The organism is Paludibaculum fermentans, from assembly GCF_051172195.1.
Taxonomy (GTDB): domain Bacteria; phylum Acidobacteriota; class Terriglobia; order Bryobacterales; family Bryobacteraceae; genus Paludibaculum; species Paludibaculum fermentans_A.
Map to the genome: position 1 here is coordinate 1,416,921 of NZ_JBPJAQ010000001.1, position 24,953 is coordinate 1,441,873.

Annotated in this window: 18 protein-coding genes and 2 tRNA genes; 14 read left to right on the forward strand and 6 right to left on the reverse strand. The window is 60.0% G+C overall.

Annotation, left to right across the window (positions count from 1 at the left end; genetic code table 11):
• Positions 1-103: 103 nt before the first annotated feature.
• Together ACR9Y2_RS05770 and ACR9Y2_RS05775 are read left to right on the forward strand one after the other, a co-directional pair.
• On the forward strand, positions 104-886 hold the full coding sequence (locus ACR9Y2_RS05770) for a ParA family protein (protein WP_435040105.1): 783 nt from the start codon (positions 104-106) through the stop codon (positions 884-886).
• The gene (locus tag ACR9Y2_RS05775) at positions 858-1,784 is read left to right on the forward strand and encodes a ParB/RepB/Spo0J family partition protein (protein ID WP_435040106.1); all 927 of its coding nucleotides are present in this window, start codon (positions 858-860) and stop codon (positions 1,782-1,784) included. Before ACR9Y2_RS05770 ends, ACR9Y2_RS05775 begins: the two co-directional genes overlap by 29 nt.
• A gap of 132 nt (positions 1,785-1,916) precedes the next feature.
• Here the strand turns inward: ACR9Y2_RS05775 and ACR9Y2_RS05780 are convergent.
• A tRNA-Met gene (locus ACR9Y2_RS05780) sits at positions 1,917-1,992 on the reverse strand.
• 551 nt (positions 1,993-2,543) lie between these two features.
• Between ACR9Y2_RS05780 and ACR9Y2_RS05785 the strand changes: the two genes are divergently transcribed.
• Genes ACR9Y2_RS05785 through ACR9Y2_RS05795 form a run of 3 tightly spaced genes read left to right on the forward strand, consistent with a single transcriptional unit; the run spans position 2,544 to position 7,437 of the window.
• The gene (locus ACR9Y2_RS05785) at positions 2,544-3,854 is read left to right on the forward strand and encodes an ABC transporter ATP-binding protein (RefSeq protein WP_435040107.1); all 1,311 of its coding nucleotides are present in this window, start codon (positions 2,544-2,546) and stop codon (positions 3,852-3,854) included.
• Positions 3,847-5,103, forward strand: coding sequence for a methyltransferase domain-containing protein (locus ACR9Y2_RS05790; RefSeq protein ID WP_435040108.1), 1,257 nt, complete (start codon positions 3,847-3,849; stop codon positions 5,101-5,103). The genes ACR9Y2_RS05785 and ACR9Y2_RS05790 overlap by 8 nt, the downstream gene beginning before the upstream one ends.
• A complete protein-coding gene (locus ACR9Y2_RS05795) occupies positions 5,104-7,437 on the forward strand; it encodes a glycosyltransferase (RefSeq protein ID WP_435040109.1) in 2,334 nt (777 codons plus the stop codon). It abuts the gene before it with no gap.
• Between the two features lie 7 nt (positions 7,438-7,444).
• Here ACR9Y2_RS05795 and ACR9Y2_RS05800 read toward each other — a convergent pair whose 3' ends face one another.
• Positions 7,445-8,071 carry a hypothetical protein gene (locus ACR9Y2_RS05800; protein ID WP_435040110.1) on the reverse strand — a complete coding sequence of 209 codons (627 nt, stop codon included), beginning with the start codon at positions 8,069-8,071 and terminating at the stop codon, positions 7,445-7,447.
• A gap of 71 nt (positions 8,072-8,142) precedes the next feature.
• Here ACR9Y2_RS05800 and ACR9Y2_RS05805 point away from each other — a divergent pair, with 71 nt between their 5' ends.
• From ACR9Y2_RS05805 to alr, 6 genes are all read left to right on the forward strand, one after another.
• Positions 8,143-8,820, forward strand: coding sequence for a glycosyltransferase family 2 protein (locus tag ACR9Y2_RS05805; RefSeq protein WP_435040111.1), 678 nt, complete (start codon positions 8,143-8,145; stop codon positions 8,818-8,820).
• A 9-nt stretch (positions 8,821-8,829) separates the two neighbouring features.
• Positions 8,830-9,798: a glycosyltransferase family 2 protein gene (locus ACR9Y2_RS05810; RefSeq protein ID WP_435040112.1), complete on the forward strand. Its 969-nt coding sequence runs from the start codon at positions 8,830-8,832 to the stop codon at positions 9,796-9,798.
• Complete coding sequence (locus ACR9Y2_RS05815) at positions 9,783-10,748, forward strand: glycosyltransferase (protein ID WP_435040113.1); 966 nt, start codon at positions 9,783-9,785, stop codon at positions 10,746-10,748. The genes ACR9Y2_RS05810 and ACR9Y2_RS05815 overlap by 16 nt, the downstream gene beginning before the upstream one ends.
• A 68-nt stretch (positions 10,749-10,816) precedes the next feature.
• Entirely contained in the window at positions 10,817-11,878 is a 1,062-nt protein-coding gene (locus tag ACR9Y2_RS05820) for a glycosyltransferase family 2 protein (protein ID WP_435040114.1), read from the forward strand.
• Positions 11,879-11,888: 10 nt separating this feature from the next.
• A complete protein-coding gene (locus ACR9Y2_RS05825; protein WP_435040115.1) occupies positions 11,889-13,001 on the forward strand; it encodes a DUF1972 domain-containing protein in 1,113 nt (370 codons plus the stop codon).
• A 2-nt stretch (positions 13,002-13,003) separates the two neighbouring features.
• Positions 13,004-14,122 (forward strand): alanine racemase, encoded by a 1,119-nt coding sequence (gene alr, locus ACR9Y2_RS05830; protein WP_435040116.1) that lies wholly within the window; start codon positions 13,004-13,006, stop codon positions 14,120-14,122.
• Between the two features lie 10 nt (positions 14,123-14,132).
• Here the strand turns inward: alr and ACR9Y2_RS05835 are convergent, their stop codons facing one another.
• From ACR9Y2_RS05835 to dnaA, 4 genes are all read right to left on the reverse strand, one after another.
• Positions 14,133-16,187, reverse strand: a complete 2,055-nt coding sequence (locus tag ACR9Y2_RS05835) for a response regulator (RefSeq protein WP_435040117.1) — start codon at positions 16,185-16,187, stop codon at positions 14,133-14,135.
• Between the two features lie 55 nt (positions 16,188-16,242).
• The gene (gene gyrB, locus ACR9Y2_RS05840; RefSeq protein ID WP_435040118.1) at positions 16,243-18,654 is read right to left on the reverse strand and encodes a DNA topoisomerase (ATP-hydrolyzing) subunit B; all 2,412 of its coding nucleotides are present in this window, start codon (positions 18,652-18,654) and stop codon (positions 16,243-16,245) included.
• Positions 18,655-18,691: 37 nt separating this feature from the next.
• Complete coding sequence (gene dnaN / locus ACR9Y2_RS05845; RefSeq protein ID WP_194447505.1) at positions 18,692-19,807, reverse strand: DNA polymerase III subunit beta; 1,116 nt, start codon at positions 19,805-19,807, stop codon at positions 18,692-18,694.
• Between the two features lie 256 nt (positions 19,808-20,063).
• Positions 20,064-21,407, reverse strand: a complete 1,344-nt coding sequence (gene dnaA / locus ACR9Y2_RS05850) for a chromosomal replication initiator protein DnaA (protein WP_435040119.1) — start codon at positions 21,405-21,407, stop codon at positions 20,064-20,066.
• A 389-nt stretch (positions 21,408-21,796) separates the two neighbouring features.
• Here dnaA and ACR9Y2_RS05855 point away from each other — a divergent pair.
• The 3 genes from ACR9Y2_RS05855 to ACR9Y2_RS05865 all read left to right on the forward strand — a co-directional run bounded on the left by ACR9Y2_RS05855 (position 21,797) and on the right by ACR9Y2_RS05865 (position 24,620).
• A tRNA-Gly gene (locus ACR9Y2_RS05855) sits at positions 21,797-21,872 on the forward strand.
• Positions 21,873-21,982: 110 nt separating this feature from the next.
• A complete protein-coding gene (locus tag ACR9Y2_RS05860) occupies positions 21,983-23,413 on the forward strand; it encodes a DUF1800 domain-containing protein (protein WP_435040120.1) in 1,431 nt (476 codons plus the stop codon).
• A 13-nt stretch (positions 23,414-23,426) separates the two neighbouring features.
• Positions 23,427-24,620 carry a DUF1501 domain-containing protein gene (locus ACR9Y2_RS05865; protein WP_435040121.1) on the forward strand — a complete coding sequence of 398 codons (1,194 nt, stop codon included), beginning with the start codon at positions 23,427-23,429 and terminating at the stop codon, positions 24,618-24,620.
• Positions 24,621-24,953 lie beyond the last annotated feature (333 nt).

Here is a 24,953-nt window from a genome sequence, read left to right on the forward strand (position 1 = left end):
TCGGCGACGCTCCGGAGCTAGCCCTCGCGCTGGCACCTCACCCCAGGATGGAATCCCGGATTGCCGCTGACACGCCATTCCTCTATATAGATAAGGACGCCCCATGGGCAAAGTCATCGCAATCGCAAACCAAAAAGGCGGGGTAGGCAAAACCACCACCGCTATCAACCTCGCAGCCTCCCTGGCTTCGAATGATCTCAAAATCCTCCTCATCGACATGGATCCCCAGGGAAATTGCACCACTGGGGTCGGCATCGCTAAAGAACCAGGCATGCCCACCATCTACGACGCCCTCATGGGTGCCCATTCCCTCGCCGAAACTATCGTTAATACCGAGTTCGACGGCCTCCAACTCGTCCCCGCCGACAAGAACCTCGTCGCCGGCAACCTCGACCTCGTCGATATGGATCGCCGTGAGTTCCGCCTCCGCGACGCCGTCGACGCCATCAAAGCCGACTTTCACTACATCCTCATCGATTGCCCCCCGGCCCTCGACCTCCTCACCGTCAACTCCATGGTCGCCGCCGACTCCGTCCTCGTCCCCATCCAGTGCGAATTCTTCGCCCTCGAGGGCATTTCTCAGCTCATCGACACCGTCGAGCGGCTCAGGGAGTCCCTTCAGCCCAATCTGAAGCTCGAAGGCGTCCTTTTGACCATGTACGACGAGCGGACCAACCTCACCCGCCAAGTGGCCAAGGATCTCCGTGACTTCTTCAAGGAGGAGGTCTTCCAGACCGTCATTCCTCGCAGCATCCGCCTCGCTGAAGCCCCCAGCTTCGGAAAACCCATCCTCAGCTACGACGTCAGCTCCCGCGGAGCAGAAAGCTACATCAAACTCGCCAAGGAGATACTCGGTCATGAGCAACGTACCGGATCAGCCGCGTAAAGCCCTCGGCAAGGGTCTCTCTTCCCTTCTCCCGTCCAACCGGTCTACCTCTCCGGCTCCAGCGCCGGCCCCGGTTACCCCTGCTGCACCTCCGCCCGAACCGGCCAGCGGCCCACTCCAGGTCGAAATCGAGCTAATCGACGCCAACCCCCTCCAACCCCGCACCGTCTTTCAGGAAGAGCGCTTGGCGGAACTGTCCCAGTCCATCAAAGAAAATGGGATCATCCAGCCCCTGGTCGTCCGCAAGTCCGGCACCCGCTACCAGTTGATCGCTGGCGAACGCCGCCTCCGCGCCTCCAAACTCGCCGGGCTCCTCAAAGTCCCCGTAGTCGTCCAGGACTTCGCCGATGACCGCCTCATGGAGATCACGCTGATCGAGAATATCCAGCGCGAAGATCTCAACCCAATCGAAGTCGCCCATGCCTTCGAACGCCTCGCCCGAGAGTTCAACCTCTCCCATGAGCAGATCGCCCAGAGAACAGGCAAGGAACGCAGCACAATCTCCAACATGCTCCGCCTCCTCCGCTTGCCCGAGCCCGTACAGGTGCTGCTCGCCGAACAACGCTTGTCCATGGGTCACGCTCGCGCCATCGCCGGACTGATCAGCGCCGCAGCCCAGATCGAGGTCGCCAACAAAACCGTGTCCGATGGGCTCTCCGTTCGCCAGGTTGAGAAGCTCGTCCAAAGGGCCGTGGCCCCGCACATCGACAAGGAAGAGGAAAAAAAGGAAGAAGTCCGGATCGACCCCAACATCAAGGCCGCTCTCCAGGAACTGGAGCGCACTCTCGGCACCCGGGTCCGCCTCGTCCAACGGGATGAGAATCGCGGCCGCCTCGAGATCGAGTACTACTCAATGGACGACCTCACCCGCATCTACGAGAGCATCGTCGGCAGCTGAATCCAGGCGGGCCGCGCGAGCGGCCCAGCAGACCCATCCGTGCGCATTGCCCACTGGCGCACCCGCGCCTAAATCACAGCCAAGTAGAGTGAATAGTAGAGGATACCTGTGGGACCACAGGTCAAATGGGAATGGTGCCGGCGGGAGGATTTGAACCTCCGACCTACGGATTATGAGACCGTCGCTCTAACCCCTGAGCTACACCGGCAGCTCCAGCTACCAGAGTAAGAAAGCTGACCCCACTCTGTCAAATTCAGATACAAGACTCTTAAATACTGGACTAGATCACGTACAGCATTTGGGGTATTGACACAAATGACATACGGGTTCATATTGTAGCCAGAGATTCGGTCAACGGACAGGATTTCTGCCACCGGCTGATCGGCCAGAGTTGGTCGCCGTGGTATCTGCCTGGCATTTATACCGGGCTCATCGAGGAGGTTGACCCATAGAGATAGACCACCTCACAGGGCGGCTACCGATCACCTGATCCGCCCGTGTGCGCGCCTCCAGCGTCCATCCGGCCTCTCCTAGGCCCAGACGCGCGGACCATTGCACCGCTGATAAAGAGGCTCCCCGCATCACGGACCAAATCCAAGCCTAAACAGGCAAGGATTGCGGTATGGGATTGGCGGTCGCCCTGTTGCTCATTTATCCCCTGAATTGACACGCACTTATGCGGTTCAGTAGAGTCGAATTAGGATCCGGCTGCAACTGGGCCGGCCTCGCGATCGATTTCTGCCGGACCGTGACACCGCCGTGAGCCTGATCCAATTCCAGGCCGTCTCCAAGAGTTACCCCATCTATAGCTCTCCGAGCGACCGACTCAAAGAGCTTCTCACCTTCAATCGCCGCAAGTTCCATCAGGACTTCTGGGCGCTACGTGACGTGTCCTTCGAAGTCCCCCGCGGCGAAACCTTTTGTATTGTTGGTGAAAACGGCTCCGGCAAGAGTACTCTCCTCCAGATTGTCGCCGGTATCCTCGCTCCGTCTTCTGGCAGCGCCGTCGTCAACGGACGTGTCTCCGCTCTCCTCGAATTGGGCTCCGGCTTCAATCCCGAATTCTCAGGACGAGACAACGTCTACCTCAACGCGGCCATCCTCGGCTTTTCCTCCGCCCAAATCGACCGTGTCTACCGCCAGATCGAGGAATTTGCGGAAATCGGCGCCTTCATCAACCAGCCGGTTAAAACTTACTCCAGCGGCATGGTGGTACGACTCGCCTTCGCCGTGGCGATCCACGTCGATCCGGAAATCCTGATCGTCGACGAGGCACTCGCCGTCGGGGACATCTATTTCCGGCAGCGCTGCCTGCGCAAAGTGCACGAAATGCGCGCGCGAGGAGTCACCATCCTCTTTGTTTCCCACGCCGCCGGCGACGTCAAAGCGCTGGGCGACCGCACGATGTGGCTCGACAAGGGCCGCGTCCGCGAATTGGGGAATACCGACATGGTGGTGTCCAAGTATCTGGCCGCCATGGTGGAGAAAGACACCGGCTACCTGGAACTGAAACACCGCGAACCCGTCGAGCGCGGTGGTCCTGTACAAGCCCCCGAGGTGGTCACCGAGATCCCAAACATCGACCACCGCTACGGGGATCGACGCGCCGAGATCATTGGGATCGCCATTCTCGACCCCTATGGCCGCAGGCTCCCCTTGCTCGAACCCCACAGTGACATCGTCGTCCGCATCAGCGTACGTGCTAACGCCTCCGTGCAGATGCCAAATGTCGGCTTCATGCTCCGCAATCACCTGGGTGTCGACTTCGCCGGAACCAACACGACACGCGAAGACATTGAACTCCCGCCCATGGAGGCCGGCGATGTCTATACCTTGGATTTCCACCTCGAGGTCCCCGACCTTTATCCTGCGTCATTCTCCTTCTCGCCCGCCATCGCGGACGGGACTCTGATGAACTACCAGATGTGCGACTGGATCGACAACGCGGTGTCGCTGCAAATGGCGCCTGGGAACGGCCAGGTCTATGGTTTCATGCACTTGCCTTGCAAGGTCGAGGTGAATGCCCGGCTCGACGACAATCGGAAAGTGGCGGAGGCGCAACTTGGTTGAGTTCACCGGAGAGCGGTTGGTCCCGGGCCAGGTCGATCAGGACCTGTTGAATGAGCACATGTCGCGCTACGCCTTCGCGGCCCGGTTGGCGCGCAACAAACGTGTGCTCGATATCGCCTGCGGCATGGGCTACGGCTCGTTTGAGCTGTCCAAACACGCCGCCCGCGTCGTCGGTCTGGACGTCTCGGATGAGGCGGTCAATGCCGCCCGGGACAGATATCAAGCCCCCAACCTCCAGTTCCTCACCGCGCCCGCCCAGCAGATCCCGCTCGACGACCATTCCTTCGACCTCATCGTCGCCTTCGAAGTCATCGAACACCTCGCTGATTGGGAAGCGCTGCTGGGCCAGGCAAAACGGTTGCTGGCGCCGGGCGGCCAGTTTATCGTCTCCACTCCCAACAAGCTCTTCTACGCCGAAACCCGCCGCTTGGCTGGTCCTAACCCCTTTCATGTCCATGAGTTCGAGTTCGCCGAGTTCCATTCTGAGCTCAGCCGGTTCTTCCCCTCGGTGACAATGTTCCTGCAGAATCATGTGCAGGCCATCTCGTTCCACCCGACGCCCGGCGGCTCCGGTCTGGTGGCCGAACTGGAAGCCGGCAGTGCACCCGCCCAACCCGAAACCAGCCACTTCTTTCTCGCCGTTTGCGCTTTGGCCCCGCAAACCGGGTCACCCGTCTATCTCTATCTCCCAACATCCTCCAACCTGCTCCGCGAGCGCGAACAGCACATTGCCCTGCTCGAATCTGAACTCGCCAAGAAGGATGTATGGCTGGAAGAGCTGAAACAGGACCACGCCCGCCTCAATGCCCTGCATGAAGAGCTGCGGGCCGAGTCGGACAAAACCGCCGGTTGGGCCCTCAGTCTGGAAAAGGAGCTGGCGGCATCCCAGCAGCGCATCGTCCAGGTCCAGGATGAACTCGCAGCGGAACAAAGTGCTGCCCGCGAGGTCGTCGCCGCCTATGAGGCGAAGATCGATGAGTTGCATACGGAGCTCCGGACCAAAGCGGAAGAAGCGCAACAGGCCCTGAAACATGTGGAGGAACACCTCCAGAAGAAGGTAGCCGACCTCGCAAAATGCGTCGAACTCCTCGATGCCGCCGAGGAAACCGTGAAGGAACGTACGCTTTGGGCTCAAAGCCTGCAAGCCCGCGTAGAGCAGTTGGAGCAGATGCTCGCCGCGGCACAATCTTCCCGTTGGGTTCGTCTCGGCCGCCGCATGGGCGTCGGCCCCGATCTTCATAACTCCTAAATGTCAGCCTTCCTTACCCGAATCGCCTGGCAACTGCCGCTGGCTTTGCTCTCGCCCCTGTTTGTCCTGGTGGCGCTGCTGGCTTTGTGGCTGACTGACCTCTTCTGGAAACTCCTGGGCTCGCGCCGCTCTTCAATAGACACGAGGCCGGATGTCACCGCCGCCAGCGTCGTCATACCTAACTGGAACGGCAAGCATCTGCTCGAGAATTACCTGCCCAGTGTCGTAGCCGCCATGAGCGGTAATCCAGAAAACGAGGTGATCGTCGTCGATAACGGCTCGGCCGATGGTAGCGCCGAGTTCCTCCGCGAACACTTCCCCACCGTGCGCTGCATCGCACTCCCCCGGAACCTGGGCTTTGGCGGCGGGTCGAACACCGGTTTCCAGGCGGCGAACAATGACATTGTTGTCCTGTTGAACAGCGACATGCGTGTCGATCCCGGCTTCCTTCAACCCCTGCTCGATGGCTTCGCTGACGAAAAGGTCTTTGCCGTCTCCTGCCAGATCTTCTTCAGCGATCCCAACAAACGCCGCGAGGAAACCGGCCTGACCCAGGCATGGTGGAGTGAAGGAGCTCTGCGCGTCAGGCACTGCGACGACCCCCAGGTCGACCGTCCCTTTCCCTGCTTCTACGGCGGCGGTGGATCGAGCGCCTTCGATCGCCGTAAGTTTCTGGAACTAGGCGGCTTCGACCATGTCATGAAGCCGTTTTACCTCGAAGACACCGACCTCGGCTACATGGCCTGGAAGCGCGGCTGGAAAGTCCTTTACCAACCCCTCAGCAAGGTGTGGCACGAGCATCAGGGCACCATTGGTAAGAAGTTTTCCCGTCAGTTCATCGAGAACGTCGTCAACAAGAACTTCCTGCTCTTCGCCTGGAAGAATGTTCACGAGCCCGCCAGGCTCGCCGGCCATTTCTTCCACGCCTGGACCGGCGCTTTGCTCAGCCTCTTTGCCGGCGACTCCCGCGAACGGGCCAGCATCGGCGGACTCACCCGCGCGTTCCTGCAACTCCCGGGAGCCATGGCCGCCCGCTGGAATGCTCGAAACCTGGCCGTCGTCGACGACTCCGAAGCATTTCGCCGTCCCATGGGCGGCTATTTCCGGGATCGCTTCGAGGCGGTGGAGAAGGATCCCGAGCGGCTCAATGTCCTCTTCCTCTCCCCTTACGCCATCTGCCCACCCATCCACGGCGGCGGGGTTTTCATGTACGAAACCGTGCGGCATCTCGGGCAGCGGACTAACCTGCACTTGATCGTCATGCTCGACGATCCCAAGGAACGCCAGGCCCACGCGGCCCTCACGCCCGCCACCCAGTCCATTGAGTTCAGCATCCGGCAGGAGGGCCACCCCAAAGGGGTCGGCGCAATTACGCCCTACGCGGTCCGCGAATTCTACGATCGCGAGTTTGAATGGATGGTCCACCGCCAGATCCTGCTGAAACAAATCGATGTGGTCCAGGTGGAGTACACCAATATGGGTCAGTACGCAGGGCCCTACCAGCGAATCGTCTGGACCCTTTTCGAGCACGACGTGTATTTCCAGTCCATCGGCAGGACCATGAAGAGCTTCGGGCCCGTCGGCAGGGTGAAGGCCTTCACGGAATACCTGCGGGCGATTCGCTACGAATTGCGGATGCTGCCCCACATGGATGAAATCCAAACCTGCACCCAGGAGAATACAGACTACCTGCTCTCCTTCCTGCCCGAGTTGAAGCCCCGCATCCATCACCATCTGCGGGCCGGCATCGACACCAGTGATTACGAGTTCCGCCCTGACGGCCGCCGTCCCAGAACCATGCTGTTTCTGGGCAGCTTCCGCCATCTGCCCAATCAGGCTGCGCTGCGCTGGTTTCTGAACGAGGTCATGCCGCATGTGCTGGAGCGGGAACCCGAGGCTAAACTCACGGTCATCGGGTCCGATCCGCCGGCCAACCACACCATTCCCAACTTCAACGGTGCGGTGGAACTCGTCGGCTTTGTCGAGAACATCCGTACGCCCTTGACGGAGTATGCCGTCTTCATCTGCCCCATCCTCAGCGGCTCGGGTGTTCGCGTTAAGTTGTTGGAAGCATTTGCTTCCGGCATCCCGTCGGTGTCCACAAGGATCGGGGCGGAAGGCTTGGGCGGGGAGGACGGCCTTTACTGTTCGCTGGCGGACGATCCACAGGAGTTCGCGGCCAGGATAGTCCAGCTGTTTGAGGATCCCGAGGGTGCGGCCGCCATGGCGCGCCGGGCCAGGGAGTTTGTCATCGGTCATCGCGACATCGGCCGCATGACCGAATCGCTCGAAGCCACTTACCGGACGACACTGGCGGCTAAGAACAGGAACTGATCGATCCCTACCAGGGACGCCAGCCCTTCCTGCCTGTCGTGGCCTTGCCCTCGTTCTTCAAGGCAATCCCCAGCCGTTCCACCACATCCTTCGCCGTTTCATTCAGGTCATCGGCCTGATTCGTGCGGCTGCGCTCGTACATCGACCAGATCACATTGCGGGTGGAGCGGTTGACCAGAAAGTACGTGCCGCGGCCCTTGCTACCGCCACCCAACCGGTCCTGCGGGGCAATCGGGATCTTGATTGTCGTCTCCGGGGATGCTCCGTTCGGATCTTCGTCCTCTGGCTTCGGCGGCCGTTCCATCTGCACCTCCGGCTTCGCCACCGGGTACAAATCATCCAGTTTCGATTCGAACGACTTCCCCAACCGGTCAGTAAAAATCGCGTCGGCCTTGGCCGGGTCGGTCACCACCTGATATAAACCACTGCGAGTCAGATGGTTAGCAAGGTATTGGTCGAACGAATAGCTCATCGGCAGAAAGTAGACATACTTCACCTGCAGCAATTCGTTGGCGTGAGTCGTGGCCGGCGCCTGTGCAGCCGAAGGAGCTGACTGGGGGGCAGGCGGCGCAGCCGGCGCTTGCGGCGCGGCGGGCGCTTGCATCATCAAAAAAAGAAAAGCGGAAGTCAGCATGTCGACACCTCAATCATATCCCGGCACACATACAATAGACGTTTTGGGCCGCTCGAAAGACGAATCGCCGCGTGTATAAGAATCTGAGCATCACAGTTGTCATCCCATGCCTGAATGAAGAGCAGGGCATCGAGAAGGTTTTGAGCCGCATGCCGGAATTCGTCGACGAAATCATCGTCGTCGACAACGGCTCCACCGATCGAACCGCGGACGTGGCCCGCGGTTTCGGAGCCCAGGTTATTCGCGAGGGCGTCCGCGGCTACGGCCGCAGCTATAAGAAGGGATTCTCCCTGGCCACCGGCGACGTCATCGTCACCCTCGATGGCGACCATAGCTATCCGCCCGATGCAATCAGCTATCTTCTGGAGGCCTACCTTCACCTAGAAGCCGACTTCCTCAACGCATCGCGCTTCCCGGTTCGCGATCGCCGGGCCATGAGCTTCAAACACAAGTTCGGCAACCTGGTGCTCTCGGTGATGATGTCCCTGCTGTTTTTCCGCTGGATTCACGACTCCCAAAGCGGGATGTGGGTATTCAGCCGGAAGATTCTAAAGGACATGATCCTCGAGTCCGACGGCATGGCCTTCTCCGAGGAAATCAAGATCGAGGCCCTCCTGCACCCGACGGCGCGGTTTGAAGAGATCGCCATCATGTACACATCCCGCTTGGGCGAGATTAAGCTCAACCCCTGGCGCGACGGCTTTCAGAATCTGTTCTTTCTTCTCAAGAAACGTTTTGCGAGACGATGACATAGGTACATGCATTCCGATGTGACGGTTGTGATTCCAAACTGGAATGGAGCCGGCCGCCTGGCCCGAGCCATCCAGTCTGCGCGATCGCAAACCATTGAACCCAAAGAGATTCTGGTTGTAGACAACGGTTCCACCGACGACTCTCTCCAGGAAGCCAGCGACGCCGGAGCCCTGGTTCTGCGCTTCGAAGAGAATACCGGCTTCAGCCGCGCCGTAAATGCCGGCGTCAGCGAATGCGCGACACATTGGTCCGCCATCGTCAACAACGACGTTGTACTGGAACCCGATTGGTTGGAAACCCTGCTGGCCGGCTGCAATTCCGACATCGCGTACGCCTCCGGTAAGATCCTGAATGCAAAGGATCCCTCACTCATCGACGGCACCTACGACCTGCTCTCCTGGTCCGGCTGCGCGTGGCGCGCGGGACACGGCGCTTCTGCCGGGCTCTTCAATGAAGCGCGCAACGTCCACTTCCTGCCCCTCACCGCGGCCCTCGTCCAGCGTGACGTTTTCCTCCGCATGGGCGGCCTCGACGTGCGTTACGAGTCCTACCTCGAAGATGTTGATTTCTGTCTCACCTGCGCCGCCGCCGGGCTGAAAGGCCGCTACATTCCAAAGGCGATCGCTTACCACGAGGCCAGTTCCACTCTCGGTGCCTGGAGCCCGCGCATGGTGGAATTGCTCGCCCGCAACCAGCTTTTCCTGCTCACCAAGCACTTCCCCAGACGGCTCACCAGACCTGTTTTGGCGGGCCAGCTTCTTTGGGGCCTGCTCGCTTTCAAGCATGGAGCCGGCCAGGCCTGGCTCAAAGGGAAATGGAAGGGTCTCAACACGATGCGCGGCATCCGCCCTTCCCAGTTCGACGAGGCTCGTCTTACCGCCATCCTGCAGGAATCGGAAGATGAGATCCGCAAACTCCAGGCGGAGCAGCAGGATACATTCTGGCAGCAGTATTTCCGGTGGAGGGGCCGGTGAGGTTAGGCGCCGTTCTCGTCGCCTACAACTCCGCTGATCATATCGACAATTGTATAGCTTCCTGCCTCCAGTTCCGGAATGAATTCGAGGCCGGCATTGTTGTGATCGATAATGCATCCACTGATGGAACAGTGGCTAAATCAAGGGCCCACGATGGTGTGCTGACCGTGCAGAACCCCACTAATCGCGGCTTCGCCGGCGCCGTGAACCAGGGTTGTGAATTGCTTTCCACCGCCGAGGCTGTTCTGATTCTGAATCCTGATGCCATCCTCCTGAATCCTCCCTCCATATTGGCCACCGAACTCAACGACGAAACAGTCGCCGCGGCCGGCGGGCTCCTGCTCGATGCGAGCGGACAGGCGCAGGCCGGATTTCAGGTCCGCCGTTTTCCCACCGCATCCACCCTCGTCTTCGAGAATCTCGGAATTAACAGGATCTGGCCCGGTAACCCCATCAATCGGCAATATCGCTACCTGGACCTGGACACAGGCAAATCCGCCGACGTCGAACAGCCCGCGGGTGCATGCCTGTTGCTGCGTCGAGCTGCCTGGAAAGCTGTCCGGGGCATGGATGAACGCTTTTTTCCCGTGTGGTTCGAAGACGTCGATCTGCTCAAGCGGTTGGCGGACGCTGGCTGGAAAGCTCGCTATGTAGCTGCGTTTTCAGCCCGACATGAGGGCGGGCACTCCGTCAGGGCGGTGGAGTGGAGTAACCGGCAGCTATACTGGTGTGGTAGCCTGCTGAGGTATGCAGGAATCCACTGCTCCACGTTTGGGTTGTGGGCTGTGGCCTTTTCTGTATTGTTGGGTTGGATTCCGCGAGCGGTAACGGGGATGTTTCTGCAGCGGTCTTTCCGGCATTTGACTGAGTACATGAATCTGATTAGGCTTGTAGGTGCCTATCTTTCGGTGGGACGCTCGGAGGCGCGCCTGCCTTGGAATGCGCTATGAGTCAGACCCGGGGAATGTGGGCCTAACGGTTCTTGAAAGGGAACCTATGGGCAGGATGCCAAAACTGCATGGCAAGTAACGACTTAGTCTCGGTCACATTAGTGACCTACAACAGCGGCCGCTATATCAAACGGTGTCTGGAGTCCGTACTGGCCCAAAAGGGACCACAGATCGAGATTGTCGTTGTAGACAATAACTCGACGGATGGTACCCGAGACATCCTCGAACGATACGAGGACCGCTGCCTTATTCTGTACAATTCCAGTAATTCTGGGTTCGCAGCTGCACAGAATCAGGCGATCCAACTTTCCCGCGGCGATTGGGTTCTTACCTTGAACCCTGATGTTTTGCTGATGCCGTACTTCATCCAGGCCCTGCTCGAAGCGGGACGCCTCGATAATCGTATCGGCACCGTCTGCGGAAAACTGTTGACCATGAGCCCGGATTTCGATATCGACGCCAAACCGCGGGTCGATTCGACCGGCATCTACTTCACCCCCAACCTGCGGCACCTCGATCGTGGCAGCCTGGAAATCGACAACGGCCACTACCTGAAGCGCGAGTACGTATTCGGCGCCACGGCAGCCGCTGCCCTCTACCGGCGCTCCATGATCGACGACATCTCGATCGACGGCGAGTTCTTCGACACAGACTTCTTTGTCTACCGCGAAGACGCCGACGTCGCCTGGCGTGCCCAGCTTCTGGGCTGGCGGTGTCTCTACACCCCCTACGCCAGGGGTTACCATGTGCGCGCGGTTCTGCCGGGCAACCGGCGGGCCTTACCGAAGCAGATCAACATGCACTCGGTGAAAAACCGCTTCCTCATGCGGATCAAGAACATGACCGGCGACCTCTACCGTAAGCACTGGTTGTCGATCACCGCGCGGGATCTGGTGGTCGTCAGTTGCTGCCTCGTCTACGAGCACTATTCCCTGCGCGCCTTCGGCAAGGTAATGCAGTCCTGGAGCCGGGTTTGGTCCAAGCGCAGCGAGATCATGGCGCGGCGGCGAGTGACAGATGAATACATGGCCGGATGGTTCCACTACAATCCGGTGAGCCGTCCAGCCCCAAAGAAGGGCTCGGCCGCGATGGCGCCGGCCCGTTCCGATACTCAAGTGGCGGAGAGTTGATTGCCGGCAGGTGGATAGCATTCCCCATTCCGGTTCGCTTCGCATAGCACTGCTGGGAACACGCGGCATTCCCGCCCGCTACGGCGGATTTGAGACCTTCGCCGAAGAACTCTCGACGCGTTTGGTCGAACGCGGCCATACGGTCACTGTCTACTGCAGGGACGAACACGCTGAACCCGCCTACCGCGGCGTACGCTTGCGCCATATCCCGCCCATCCGCCATAAGTATCTGGAAACGCTGGTCCATACTTTCGTCTCGACGCTCGACCTGATGCGCCGGCCCCAACAGGTGGCGCTGTATTGCAACGGCGCCAACGCGATCTTCACTCCACTCGCAAGAATGGCCGGCATGCCGGTCGCCCTCAATGTGGACGGACTGGAACGGAAACGCAAGAAGTGGAATGCCCTCGCACGCGCCTGGTACCTGATGTCCGAGGCCCTCTCCACGTTCTGCCCGACGGAGATCATCACCGACGCGGTCCAGATCCGCGAATACTACCGTTCTCACTACGGAGCCGACTCCACCTTCATCCCCTACGGCGCTCCCACCGGCACCGTCGAGACCGACGAGGTCCTCAGGAAACTGGACCTCGAACGCCGGCGCTATTTTCTCTACGTCACGCGATTCGAACCAGAGAACAACCCTCTCATGGTCCGCCGGGCCTTCGAGCGTGTGGAAACAGACCTGAAACTCGCTTTGATCGGCGATGCACCCTATGCGGCAGACTACATCCGCCAGGTGCGCGACACCAGCGACCCACGCGTCGTTCTGCCAGGTACGGTCTTTGGTGAGGGCTACCATGAACTTCAATCGCACAGTTTTGCCTACATTCACGCCACGGAAGTGGGCGGAACCCACCCGGCACTGATCGAAGCCATGGGCCGCGGCGCCCTGGTGCTTTACCTGATGACCCCCGAAAACCACGAGGTGGCCGGAGGCGCCGGCCTGCCGTTCCACAACGAGGCCGAACTGACCGAACGAATTCGGGAAGTATTGAGGATGACGGAAGACCAACGCGAGCTCCTGCGGGCAGCTTCCCTCAAACGGGTGCAGGAGCGTTACAGTTGGGATGCGGTGACCGATGCCTATGAGGAGCTGTTCCGGCGCTTGTTGGCGCAATAACCATGTACCGCATCTGTGTTGAAATCTCCCTCGATCAGCTGGCGGCCAACTATCACGCCGTACAGAAAGTGGTGGGTCCGGACGTGGCCGTGGCTCCCGTGTTGAAAGCTGATGCCTACCGGCACGGCTCTGTGGAGGTCGCCCATCGTCTGCAGGCGGAGGGCGCTCATTGGCTGGCCGTGAGCAATGCCGAAGAGGGCGTTGTGCTGCGCGAATCCGGCATCCGGCTACGCATTCTGGTGATGGGCGATTTCCTGCCACCTGAGCGGGACGCGCTGGTTGAGTATTCGCTAACACCGGTCATCCACTCCCTGGAACGGTTGAAGGAGTACGACCGTCTGGCCGAATCGCTGGAGCGCACCCTGCCCTGCCATCTGAAACTCGATACAGGCATGGGACGCCTGGGCATCCGGGCTACTTGCGAAGAACTGGCAGCCGCAGCCGCTTCCGCCCGGCATCTGCACCTCGAAGGCCTGATGACGCACTTCGCCTCCGCCGCGGATTTCTCCACGCGCCAGACCACAGACCAAATTGTGCAGTTCGAGACAGCGGTGCAAGCACTGGAGCAGGCGGGCCTTCGGCCTCCTCTGCTGCACCTGGGGAGCAGCGCCACAGTTGCATACGGAATCCGGCGCGCATTTGGCACCATGGTCCGGCCCGGTTTGGCGATCTACGGCTATGTCGCTCCCAGCAAAGGGGATGCTCCGCGGGCCGAGCTGGATGTACAGCCCGCACTCACCTGGAATAGCCGGTTGGTCGAAATCAAGGAGATGCCCGAAGGCGCCTATGTCGGCTACGGGGCCACCTGGCGGGCTGGGCGCAGAACTCGGCTGGGCATCGTGGCGGCGGGTTATGCCGACGGCATTCCCCATGCTGTTTCCAACCGCGGCAAGGTGATCGTGGATGGCTATCTGGCGCCGATCGTCGGCGCCGTATCCATGGATCTCATTACGGTGGATTTGACCGATGTTCCGCCGGCCCGGGTTGGCGATCGGGTGACACTGCTGGGGCGCGAAAACAGTGTGCGCTGGGACGCGGACGACATCGCGGCCGCGGCCGGGACCATCAGCTATACGGTTCTGTGCGGGATTGGCAACCGGGTGAAACGCGTCTACATCTGACGCAGGCAATCTAGACCTTGCGAGCCCGGTCCGGTACCCAGCGTTCGAGCACCGCAGCCAGGCCAGCCATCTGTACCGGCTTGGCCAGATAGTCCGACATACCAGCCTGCAAGCACTGCTCACGATCGCCGTGCATGGCGTTGGCAGTCAGGGCGATGATGGGCACCCGTTCCTCCCCGACCAGCGCCTGGCGTAGAAGTCTTGTCGTTTCAAGACCATCCATGCCAGGTAGCCGCCAGTCCATGAAGATCAGGTCGAAGGTGGCTGCTTGGGCTTTTCTGAGGGCCTCGTGGCCATCACCGGCCACCTCCACTTCACAACCCAGGCGTTCGAGCATGCGGCGCACCAGCCGCTGATTCACCGTGTTGTCTTCCACAACCAGAACACGGGCCATTGACGAACCCGCGTGTTCCTCCGGCTGCACAACGCCGTCCTCTTCCATCGTGTTGTCCGCCGGCCGCAAAGACAGTGCAAGAGTAAATCGGGAGCCTTCGCCCGGTTTGGACTGGACCTCTATGGTCCCGCCCATCATGGCCGCCAGTTTGCGTGAGATCACCAGGCCCAGGCCCGTACCGTCATGCCGGCGGGAAGGCGTGGAATCCAACTGGACGAAGCTTTGAAAAAGCTGGGGGATCTTCGACTCGGGGATGCCGGCGCCGGTGTCGGAGACCTGGATGCTGAGGTCCACCAGGTCTTTGGCGCGGGGCACGACTGCGACGTGGATGGTGACGCTACCCCGATCTGTGAACTTGACGGCGTTCCCCACCAAATTTGCCACGATTTGGCGGATTCGCAGGGCGTCTCCGATCAGCAGCGGCAGGCGTGCGGGAATCTCTACATCGAGTGAGATTCCTTTGTTCATGGCTTTGGCCCGGAACAGCCGGGCGACCTCGCGGCAAATGTCAGCCACCCTGAACGGAGCGGCCTGGAGGCGCATCTTGCCGGATTCGACCTTGGCCAGATCGAGAATGTCGTTGATCAAATCCAGCAGGCGTCGTCCCGAGATATCGATGGTCTCGGCGTACTCCCGCTGTTCGGCCGTAAGCGGAGTGCGAAGCATCAGTTCCGCCATGCCGAGCACGCCATTCATCGGCGTTCGGATTTCGTGACTCATGTTCGCCAGGAAAGCCGATTTTGCCCGGCTGGCCTCTTCGGCTGCGCGTTTGGAGGCGAACAGCCGACGCTCCTCCCAGACCAGAATCAGGATCGTGGCGATCAGGATAGCAAGGCACGACTTCAACAGCCAGGTCTGGCGCTTCAGATCCTGCAGAGTGAATAAGGCGACGCTCTGGCCGCTGGCTAAAGTATTCCAGTTCAATACGATGGAGGCAAAGGTGCCATCCGTGACCATCTTTCCTATTTCGTCGTGGAGGACATCGGCCACTTGCTCACCAGCCCGATTTCCCTTCCTCGTGGCCACTCCGTAATAGTTGGCGGCCTGCTCAAGGTGATGCAGCCGGACCCGGGTTGAACTGCACGCTTCCCGCTTCAATTCCAGTACGGAATCGCCCAATCCATCACCGACCACGGCCACCTCGACGTCTCCGCGGCACATCGCCTGCATCACGGCCGTCTGGTCTGGCAGGCGGACGATCGCTCCACCGGGGGCCAGCCGCTCAATTACACCGTCGATGACCACCCCGGATCGGGCAGCCACCTTCCTGCCGGCAAAACTGCCGTCGAAAGGAGCGCCTTCGCGGGTAATCGCCCAGAAGGTGATTTTGATGTATGGTGCGCTGAGGTAGTACCGTTGGCGGTTCTCAGGAAAGTCGCCAACCATCGGCCAGATGTCCAGATTGTGGCGGTTGACGGGATCGCGAGGCCCTTCCGGCGCAAACACCCATTCCAACTGAATGCCGCGACGCTGCGCAGCCATGGAAATGGTCTCGACAATGGAACCGCGCGCTTTCCCATCGGGGCCCTTCTGGGAGCCGGGCGGCCAGTTGCCATAGCCGACACGGAAGGTTTTGCTATGCGTCAGGTCGCGGAACTGCCACACCCCGGCCGCGCCTAACAAGCACACGACCACCAGGGATACCCGCCAGTATCGCCGAGCAGTACTCACCTAGCGATTTTATCGGCAGAATGTGCCGAATCCTACACTTCCGGTCCAGTTTTGGCTAGACGTCGAGATTGCGAACATCCAAAGCATTGTCTTCAATGAACTTGCGGCGCGCTTCGACGTTCTCGCCCATGAGCGTGGTGAAGATCTCTTCGCATTCGACGGCGTCTTCCATCTTCACTTCGAGCAGCGTGCGGGAATCGGCGTTCATCGTCGTGCTCCAGAGCTGATCCGGGTTCATCTCGCCCAAACCCTTGTAGCGCTGGACGGCGCAGTCGCGCGTTCCCTCGTTCTTGAGGTAAGCAATGAGCTCGCGCCAGTTGTTGATGGTCTCGCGCCGGGCATCCTTTACCACCACGAAGGGCGGCTGGTTGAACTTCTGGGTCTGTTTCGCCAGAACGCGCAACCGCTTGTACTCCGGCATGGACGCCAGCTCGATGCCCACGGTGCGGTCACCGTGCGAATCGTCGTGATAGATGATCTTGAACGCGGAATGCTCTTCGTCCGGCTCGACACGCGCTTTCAGGCGGGGGCCTTCGAGTGTGGCTGCGACCTTGCGCAGCTCCTCCTCGTTGGCGAAGTCGGCCTTGGAATCGAGGGCGAAATCGGGGTTGGCCAGGGCCTCGACGACCACTGTCTCCCTCATGCGGCGCTCCAGGCGAGTGAACAGGACCTGGAATTCGTCCAATGACATCAGGAAGTTACGGAGCTCCCCACCTTCCAGGCGCAGTTCACCGTTCTCGCCGGAGAGGACATGCACGTTCTCGGTCGCGCGGCGCAGGATCTCGCGCACGAACTCTTCGTCGTTCTTGATGTACTTTTCGCTCTTCCCCTTCTTGATGCGATAGAGCGGCGGCTGGGCAACGTACACGTGGCCGCGGGTGATCAGCTCCTGCATGTGACGGAAGAAGAAGGTCAACAGCAGGGTGCGGATGTGGCTGCCGTCGACGTCGGCGTCCGTCATCAGGATGATCTTGTGGTAGCGGAGCTTGCTGGCGTCGAAATCTTCCTTGCCGATACCCGTGCCGATCGCAGTGATCATGGCGCGGATTTCGTCGTGGCCCAGCATCTTGTCGTAGCGGGCCTTTTCGACGTTTAGAATCTTACCTTTGAGAGGCAGAATCGCTTGATACTTGCGGTCGCGGCCGGTCTTGGCCGTGCCGCCGGCCGATTCGCCCTCGACCAGGAACAGTTCGCAGCGGGCCGGATCTTTCTCCTGGCAGTCAGCCAGTTTGCCGGGCAGGCCGCCGGAGTCGAGCGCACCTTTACGGCGGGTGAGTTCGCGGGCTTTGCGGGCCGCTTCGCGGGCGCGAGCCGCTTCCACAGCCTTGCCGATAATCTTCTTCATCACCGACGGATTCTTGTCGAAAAACTCGGTGAGCTTCTCGTTCACGATCGCCTGAACCAGGCCCCCGATGTCGGAGTTCAGCTTGCCCTTGGTCTGGCCTTCAAACTGTGGCTGGGGCAGTTTCACGCTGACTACGGCCGTAATGCCTTCCAGCACGTCGTCGCCGGAGAGGTTGGCGTCCTTCACTTCCTTGAACAGGCCGGCCTGGCGGGCCGAGGCGTTCAAAGTGCGCGTGAGGGCGGTGCGGAAGCCGGTCAGGTGCGAGCCGCCGTCCTTCGTGTTGATGTTGTTTGCGTACGAAAAGATCTGGTCGGAGTAGCTGTCGTTCCACTGCATCGCGATATCGATGACGAGGGTGCCGCCATTGGGCATCTCCCGTTCGCCCTCGATGCTGATGGGCTTTTCGTGGAGAACATTCTTGCCGCGATTGAGGTGCTTGATGAACTCAGCGATGCCGCCCGAGTAGAAGAACTCGTGGCCCTTGACGGGCTCGACACGCTCGTCGGTGAGCGTAATCTTCAGGCCGCGGTTCAGGAAAGCGGTCTCGCGCAGACGGGTGGCCAGGGTGTCGAAGTTGAACTTCGTCGCCTCCATGATCGTCCCGTCGGCCTTGAACGTGATCTTGGTGCCTGTTTTGTTGGACTTGCCGGTACGGGTGAGCGGGCCTTTGGGCAGACCGCGTTCGTAATCCTGCTCCCAGGTAGCCTTTTCGCGCCAGATCTCCAGGTGCAGCGTTTCAGACAGCGCGTTTACGCAGCTCACACCAACGCCGTGCAGCCCGCCGGAGACTTTGTAGGTGTTGGCGTCAAACTTGCCGCCGGCGTGGAGTTTCGTCATCACGATCTCCGCCGCCGATACGCCGAACTCTTCCTTGATGCCAACAGGGATTCCGCGGCCGTTGTCGACGATGGTGATGGAATCGTCGATATGAATGGTCGCCTGAATCTCGGTGCAATAGCCGGCCATCGCCTCGTCCACGGAGTTGTCGACTACTTCGTAGACCAGGTGGTGCAGCCCCATCTCACTGGTGGAGCCGATGTACATGGCGGGGCGGAGGCGCACGGCCTCGAGACCCTCCAGAACCTTAATGCTGCTGGAATCGTAGTTGCCAGGAGTGCTCAAAACTGTCTAATCCTTGTTTCCACCGCTCGCATCACGGTCAGATGCGCATGGGCATCACGACATAGCGGTACTTATAGTCAACGCCTTCGCCGGACGGGGTCAACTCGCCGGCACTTTGCGCGTCCTTGAAGTGGAAGGCCACCTTGGCCTCGGGCACGGCGCGCAGGAATTCGAGCAGATACTGGGCATTGAAACCGATCTCGACCGTGGGGCCGCCGTATTCCACCGCCAGGCTCTCTTCCGACTCGCCGCTCTCCGAGAGCGAGGAATGAATGGTGGCTTCGTTGTCGGCGAAGCGCACTTTGATGGCGCGAGAACGCTCATCGGAAAACTGGGCGACACGCTCAATGGAGGCGCGGAGCTCATCCCGTTCGATCGCGACGGTATGGCTATGGGACTTGGGCAGCACGCGCTCGAAGTCCGGGAAGTTGCCGGTGAGTTTACGGCTGATCAGCAGGCGGGCACCCACCTGGAAGAACAGGTGGTTGTCATCGCCCGAGAAGTCGACGGCGGCATCTTTCGTTTCGGAATCCGAAGCCAACTTGAGGATCTCGGCCATCGCCTTGCGAGGCAACAGAGCTTTGTAGTTGGTCTCGCTCTGCATGGGATTCTCGCACTCGACCAGCGCGAGGCGGTGCCCATCGGTGGCGACCATCGTGATGGTCTTACCCTTCACTTGTAGTAGGGCGCCGTTCAGGGTGAACCGGGATTCTTCCGCGGAAATGGCGAAGATGGTCTTGGAAATCATGCTGCTGAGCAGCGCGAGAGGCAGTTGGGCCAGCGGCTCAGGCATCTCCGGCAGTTCCGGATAGCTTTCGCGCGACATGCCGGCAATACGCGTCTTGGAACGGCCACAGGTGAGGCTGGCCCAGTGGTTGTCACTGAACTTGACCACCACATCGGCGTCCGGCAACAGGCGGACATAATCCAGCAGCTTCTTGGCGGGAATCGTGCCAGCCCCGGCCGACTTCACTTTCGCGGGCGTCGAACAACGGATGCCCAGTTCCAAATCCGTGGCGGTCAATGTCAGCCGCTCACCGGAAAGCTCGAGCAGAACATTCGACAGGATTGGAATGGTGGTCTTACGCTCAACCACGCCTTGCGACAGATTCAGCTCGCGTACGAGATCGGCTTTGCTGACGGTGAACTCCATGGAACCGTTTCCCCTTCTGGTCGGACCCTACGCCTACTGCTATCTCTCTCTCAATGAACAGATCCTATTGCTTCTAGGATTCGTAGGACCTGTGGAAATGTAGATTTCTCTCTAAATTATACAAAACTCTGAGCCTTGACGGATCCGCGAAGTGTGAAAACTCATGTTGGAACCGCCGGATCTTCCGTCAGCCCCCAAGATCCTCACAGGAGTGCAAAGGGTCTGTGGAAGGGCTGCTGTGGAAAACTTTGGAAGTCTAGTTGAATGAATCGGATACGCTGTGGATCAGCCTGTTCAAATCAGGGTCGGACTGGCGCAGCTCCTCCACTTTCCGAATGGAATGGAGGACGGTGGTGTGGTGCTTACCCCCAAAGTGGCGTCCGATCTCGGGCAAGGAAGCCGGTGTGAGCTCCTTGCAGATGTACATGGCGACCTGGCGGGGCCGGGCGATCTCGTGAGCGTTCGTCTTCTGTTTGAGCTGCGAGGGCTGGAGGTTATAGCGCTCCGCCACGGCGCGTACGACAGCGTCGATGGTGATGCGGCGCTCCGGCCCGGGGAGAAGCTGCTTCAGCGCCTGCTGGGCCATCGGCAGGTTGATGGGGATACTCGTGACCGAGGAATAGGCCAGGAGCTTAGTCCAGGCACCCTCGAGTTCGCGGACGCTCGACTTCGTCTTGGTGGCGATGAAGATGCGGACGTCCTCGGGCAGGCGGATGCCTTCCATCTCTGCCTTCTTATCAAGAATGGCCATCTTGGTCTCGAGGTCAGGCGGCTGCACGTCGACCATCAGACCCCATTCGAAGCGCGAACGGAGGCGCTCGACCAGGCCCGGAGTGTTTTTGGGCATCTGGTCGCTGCTGATCACGATCTGCTTCTGGTGGTCATAGAGTTCGTTGAAGGTGTGAAAGAACTCCTCCTGGGTGCGTTCTTTCCCGGCCAGCGAATGGATGTCGTCGATCAGCAGGGCATCGGCAGTGCGATAGTGCTGATGGAAGGCGGCCATGCGATCGGTGCGGATGCAGTGAATCATCTCGTTCATGAACCGCTCGCCCGAGGTGTAGACCAGGCGCAAGGCGCCGTGGTGGTCGATGAGGGCCCGGCCGATGGCATGGATCAGATGGGTTTTCCCCATTCCACTACCACCGTAAATGAAGAGAGGGTTATAGCTTTTGGAAGGTGAGTTGGCCACAGCCAGGGAGGCGGCGTGGGCGAACTGGTTGCAGGAACCCACGACGAAGGACGAAAAAGTGAGGCGGGGGTTCAACTGGCTGTTGACGGCCGGGAATTCCGGAGCGGGCGCAACGGCGGCTCCATTCACCGGACGGGTTGCATTGCGGTCCACGAGCTGAGCCGAAAGCGGGGCGAGCTCGTAGTGGATTTCAGCGATCGGAAGGCGAAGATCGCGGATGGCCGTAGCTACCTTGGGCGCATACTCGCTCTCCAACCAGATCTTGGTAACTTCGTCCGGTACAGCCACGCGCAACCTTGCACCATCCAGTTCCAGGAACTCCGTACGAGAAACCCAGTTCTGGTATGCCTCCGAGGTTAACTTGTGGTGTAGCTGTTCTTTGATTGCTTCCCACGTATTTTTTTCCAACATCGAGTCACAATACTCCCACGAAATTTCCACAGGGTGGAAAGGTCGACAGAAACAGATTTATGGATTGGCTGGAGGCGACCGTTCTGTCTGGCGTCGTTGATCGGGAGCGACCTCCCGCAGCGTACGCCGCCGCCCAAGCGAAGATCAGAATAGCACAATTCACAGGGCATCAAGCACCGCCTCTAACATATTTGTAACCTTCTAAAAATAAAGGATTATCTACGGTTGCAGGGGTTGTGGAAATCGCTCGCATTTCCGTCGGAATTTGTTCTGGGGAAGCTGCAAGAGGCTGAACGGATTGGTACTACTCGAGGCCTGGGTGGATGCGGCTGGAAGGCCAGATTTGACAGATTGGGGGTGGGCGAGCAACAATTAAAAAGTACCGGCGAGCGGGAGTAACTCAGCTGGTAGAGTGCGACCTTGCCAAGGTCGATGTCGCCGGTTCGAATCCGGTCTCCCGCTCCAATACGACCTCTTCGTTCCCCCAAAAATCCATACCCTTTGTTACGTGTGTCTCCGCAGCCGGAGAACTTCTCTGTCACCCTCATCTTCACAAAAGCCGTCAGTAACGGTGTATGCGACCACTTCTGTTTCTACTGGCCGTCCCGCTGCTCGCGGCGGCTCTGCACCTGACGGAAGAGCAACGCACGGAACACCTGCTGAGCCGGGCAACTTTTGGGGCCCGGCCGGGCGATGTGCAAAGGGTTCAGCAACTGGGATGGAAGAAGTGGCTGGATCTGCAACTGCATCCTGGACAGATCCCGGAGGATCCGCAGTTGACCGAGAAACTGCAGCCGCTGGAGTCGCTCCGCATGTCCAGCGAAGAGTTGGCGAGAACCTATCCAAGGCCTAAACCCCAGAAAAATTTTTCGGCGGCGGACGCTACGCGTCCGCCCCGGCCTGTTCGGCCGGGCTTCCGCATGGCGGAAGCAACCACACAACAGCGTCGCGACTACTTGATGGAAGTGGGGCCGCCTAGGGTGATCGCCTACGACCTGTCGGAGGCGAAAATACTGCGGGCTGTCTACTCCAATCGCCAATTGGAAGAAGTCCTGACGGACTTCTGGTTCAACCACTTCAATGTGTTTTTCGACAAGGGAGCCAACCGCTACCTGATCACCTCGTACGAACGGGACGCCATCCGTCCCAACGTTCTCGGCAAGTTCAAGGATCTGCTGACTGCGACGGCGAAGCACCCGGCGATGCTGTTCTATCTGGACAACTGGCAGTCCGTTGCGCCGGGCTCGCAGCCGCGTCAAAAGCAACGTGGATTGAATGAGAATTATGCCCGGGAGCTCATGGAGCTTCACACCATGGGGGTGGATGGGGGCTATTCCCAAAAGGACATCGTAGAAGTGGCGCGTTGCTTCACGGGTTGGACGATCCGGCAGCCTCAACAGGGAGGCGGGTTCTTCTTCGCGCCGCGGCTGCATGATCGGGGCGAGAAGACGGTACTCGGCGTCAAGATTGCCGCGGGTGGCGGCGAAGAGGACGGAATCAAGGTACTGGAGTTGCTGGGCAGGCACCCTGCCACCGCTCGTTTCCTCAGCCGCGAACTGGCGCTGCGCTTCGTCAGCGACAGTCCATCGGCCGCTTTGATCGACCGCATGGCGAAAGAGTACCTGAAGTCTGATGGCGACCTGCGGGCAGTGGTCAGGACGATGTTTGAATCGAAGGACTTCTGGTCGGCCGAGGCCTATCAGAGCAAAATAAAATCGCCTTTAGAATTCGTCGCCAGCGCTGTTCGCGCTGGCGAAGCGAACGTCACCTTCGGGTTCGGCCTCGCCCAAGTTGTGGACCGTCTGGGACAGCCGTTGTACCGCAAGGCCGAGCCAACGGGCTACTCCAACAAATCGGAAGAATGGGTGAATTCTTCGGGCCTTGTGGCACGCCTGAACTTTGCGAGCGCGCTCGCAGCAAATCGCGTGCCGGGGACCCAAGTGGATAGCGCAAAGTACAAGGACGCCGGTTCGACCTGGGGCTCGCCGGAATTTCAGAAGCGTTGAAAGGGGCATGGCGATGGCAACACGAAGAGTATTCCTCAAGAACTCCGCGCTGGCTTTGTTCGGCGCAGGCGTGGCTCCGCAATGGCTGGCGCGGGCGGCCGCCGGACCCGGCAGCAGGAAGATCCTGGTCGCCGTACTGCAGCGGGGCGCGGCCGATGGCTTGAACATCGTGGTCCCGCATGGCGACAAGCGCTATTCGGAACTGCGGCCCACGATTGGGATCGCACGTGAGAAAGTGATCGACCTCGATGGCTTCTTCGGCCTGCATCCTCAACTGGAGCCCCTGAAGCCGCTGTACGACGCAAAGCAAATCGCGATCGTTCATGCCACGGGTTCACCTGATGCCACACGATCGCACTTCGACGCGCAGGACTATATGGAAAGTGGGACTCCGGGGTTGAAGTCGACCAGCGACGGCTGGATGAATCGTGCGCTGGCGCACGAAACGAACCCATCTCCGCTGCGGGCGGTGAGCGCCAGCGGGAATCTCGCCAAGACTCTACGCGGTCCCCAGGCGGCCGTGGCGATCGGGAACATGAGCGACTTCCAGGTGCGCGACAGGAAGATGGCCAGCGAGTACCAGTCGATGTATGCGGCATCCAGCGATGCCCGGCTGCAGACGGCGGGGCGCGAGACGTTCGAGGCTTTGCGCATGATGGAATCCGTGCGGCGCGCGAATCCGACTCCGGAAAATGGAGCGGTATACCCGCGTGGCCGGCTGGGCCAGAGCCTGCGCCAGGTGGCCCAGTTGGTGAAAGGCAACGTCGGCCTGGAGGCGGCGTTCGCGGACATGGGCGGCTGGGATCATCACACCAACGAACTCCCGCAGATGGAGAATCAGTTGCGGGAGTTCGGGCAGGCGCTGGTCGCATTCCAGCGCGATCTGGGCGACCGCATGGAGGATGTCGTCGTTGTGACAATGTCCGAATTTGGCCGGACCGCGCGGGAGAACGGTACGCGCGGTACCGACCATGGGCATGCCAACGTGATGTTCGCCATGGGCGGCGGCGTTCACGGGGGCCGCGTAGCCGGGCGATGGCCAGGCCTCGAAGCCGAACAACTCTATGAAGGCCGCGATCTCGCCGTCACCACGGACTTCCGCGATGTCCTGGGCGAGATCGTAACGACACACTTGGGGCGGACCGATCTGGGGACCGTATTTCCGGGTTTCCGGCCCGGCGCCGCTCCAGGATTGTTCAGGGGTTGATGGACTTTAAGCGGCGCGGCCCAAAGGCGGTTGGGCGGCGGGCTGCGAAGTCACTCGTACGGGCAGCGGAGTGACGGAATGAACTGGCTTGCGCTGCTCTTCCCACGGGACCGCATAAGTGCGGAGGCATTCAGGGCAGCGATATTGACCATTGACGGGCCACATAGGCGCGGGATGCATCACCCGGCACCAGGTTGTGGCGGCTCTTTCCCAGAGTTGCGAAGACCGACTGTTCCAGGAGTGGAACATAAAGGCCCCTCCCTTCACTCCTATTGATGAGAGATCAACCTTTGGGGTTTCATCGTCCTCCTGCGTTCCGCGGAGTGGCACAGC

Bases quoted from the DNA above. Each gene is read 5' to 3' on its own strand.
- dnaA (WP_435040119.1), bottom strand. From the start codon at position 21,407: ATGTTGGAAAAAAATACGTGGGAAGCAATCAAAGAACAGCTACACCAC.
- ACR9Y2_RS05865 (WP_435040121.1), top strand. From the start codon at position 23,427: ATGGCAACACGAAGAGTATTCCTCAAGAACTCCGCGCTGGCTTTGTTC.
- ACR9Y2_RS05770 (WP_435040105.1), top strand. From the start codon at position 104: ATGGGCAAAGTCATCGCAATCGCAAACCAAAAAGGCGGGGTAGGCAAA.
- ACR9Y2_RS05800 (WP_435040110.1), bottom strand. From the start codon at position 8,071: ATGCTGACTTCCGCTTTTCTTTTTTTGATGATGCAAGCGCCCGCCGCG.
- alr (WP_435040116.1), top strand. From the start codon at position 13,004: ATGTACCGCATCTGTGTTGAAATCTCCCTCGATCAGCTGGCGGCCAAC.
- ACR9Y2_RS05810 (WP_435040112.1), top strand. From the start codon at position 8,830: ATGCATTCCGATGTGACGGTTGTGATTCCAAACTGGAATGGAGCCGGC.
- ACR9Y2_RS05795 (WP_435040109.1), top strand. From the start codon at position 5,104: ATGTCAGCCTTCCTTACCCGAATCGCCTGGCAACTGCCGCTGGCTTTG.
- dnaN (WP_194447505.1), bottom strand. From the start codon at position 19,807: ATGGAGTTCACCGTCAGCAAAGCCGATCTCGTACGCGAGCTGAATCTG.
- ACR9Y2_RS05820 (WP_435040114.1), top strand. From the start codon at position 10,817: ATGGCAAGTAACGACTTAGTCTCGGTCACATTAGTGACCTACAACAGC.
- ACR9Y2_RS05860 (WP_435040120.1), top strand. From the start codon at position 21,983: ATGCGACCACTTCTGTTTCTACTGGCCGTCCCGCTGCTCGCGGCGGCT.
- ACR9Y2_RS05775 (WP_435040106.1), top strand. From the start codon at position 858: ATGAGCAACGTACCGGATCAGCCGCGTAAAGCCCTCGGCAAGGGTCTC.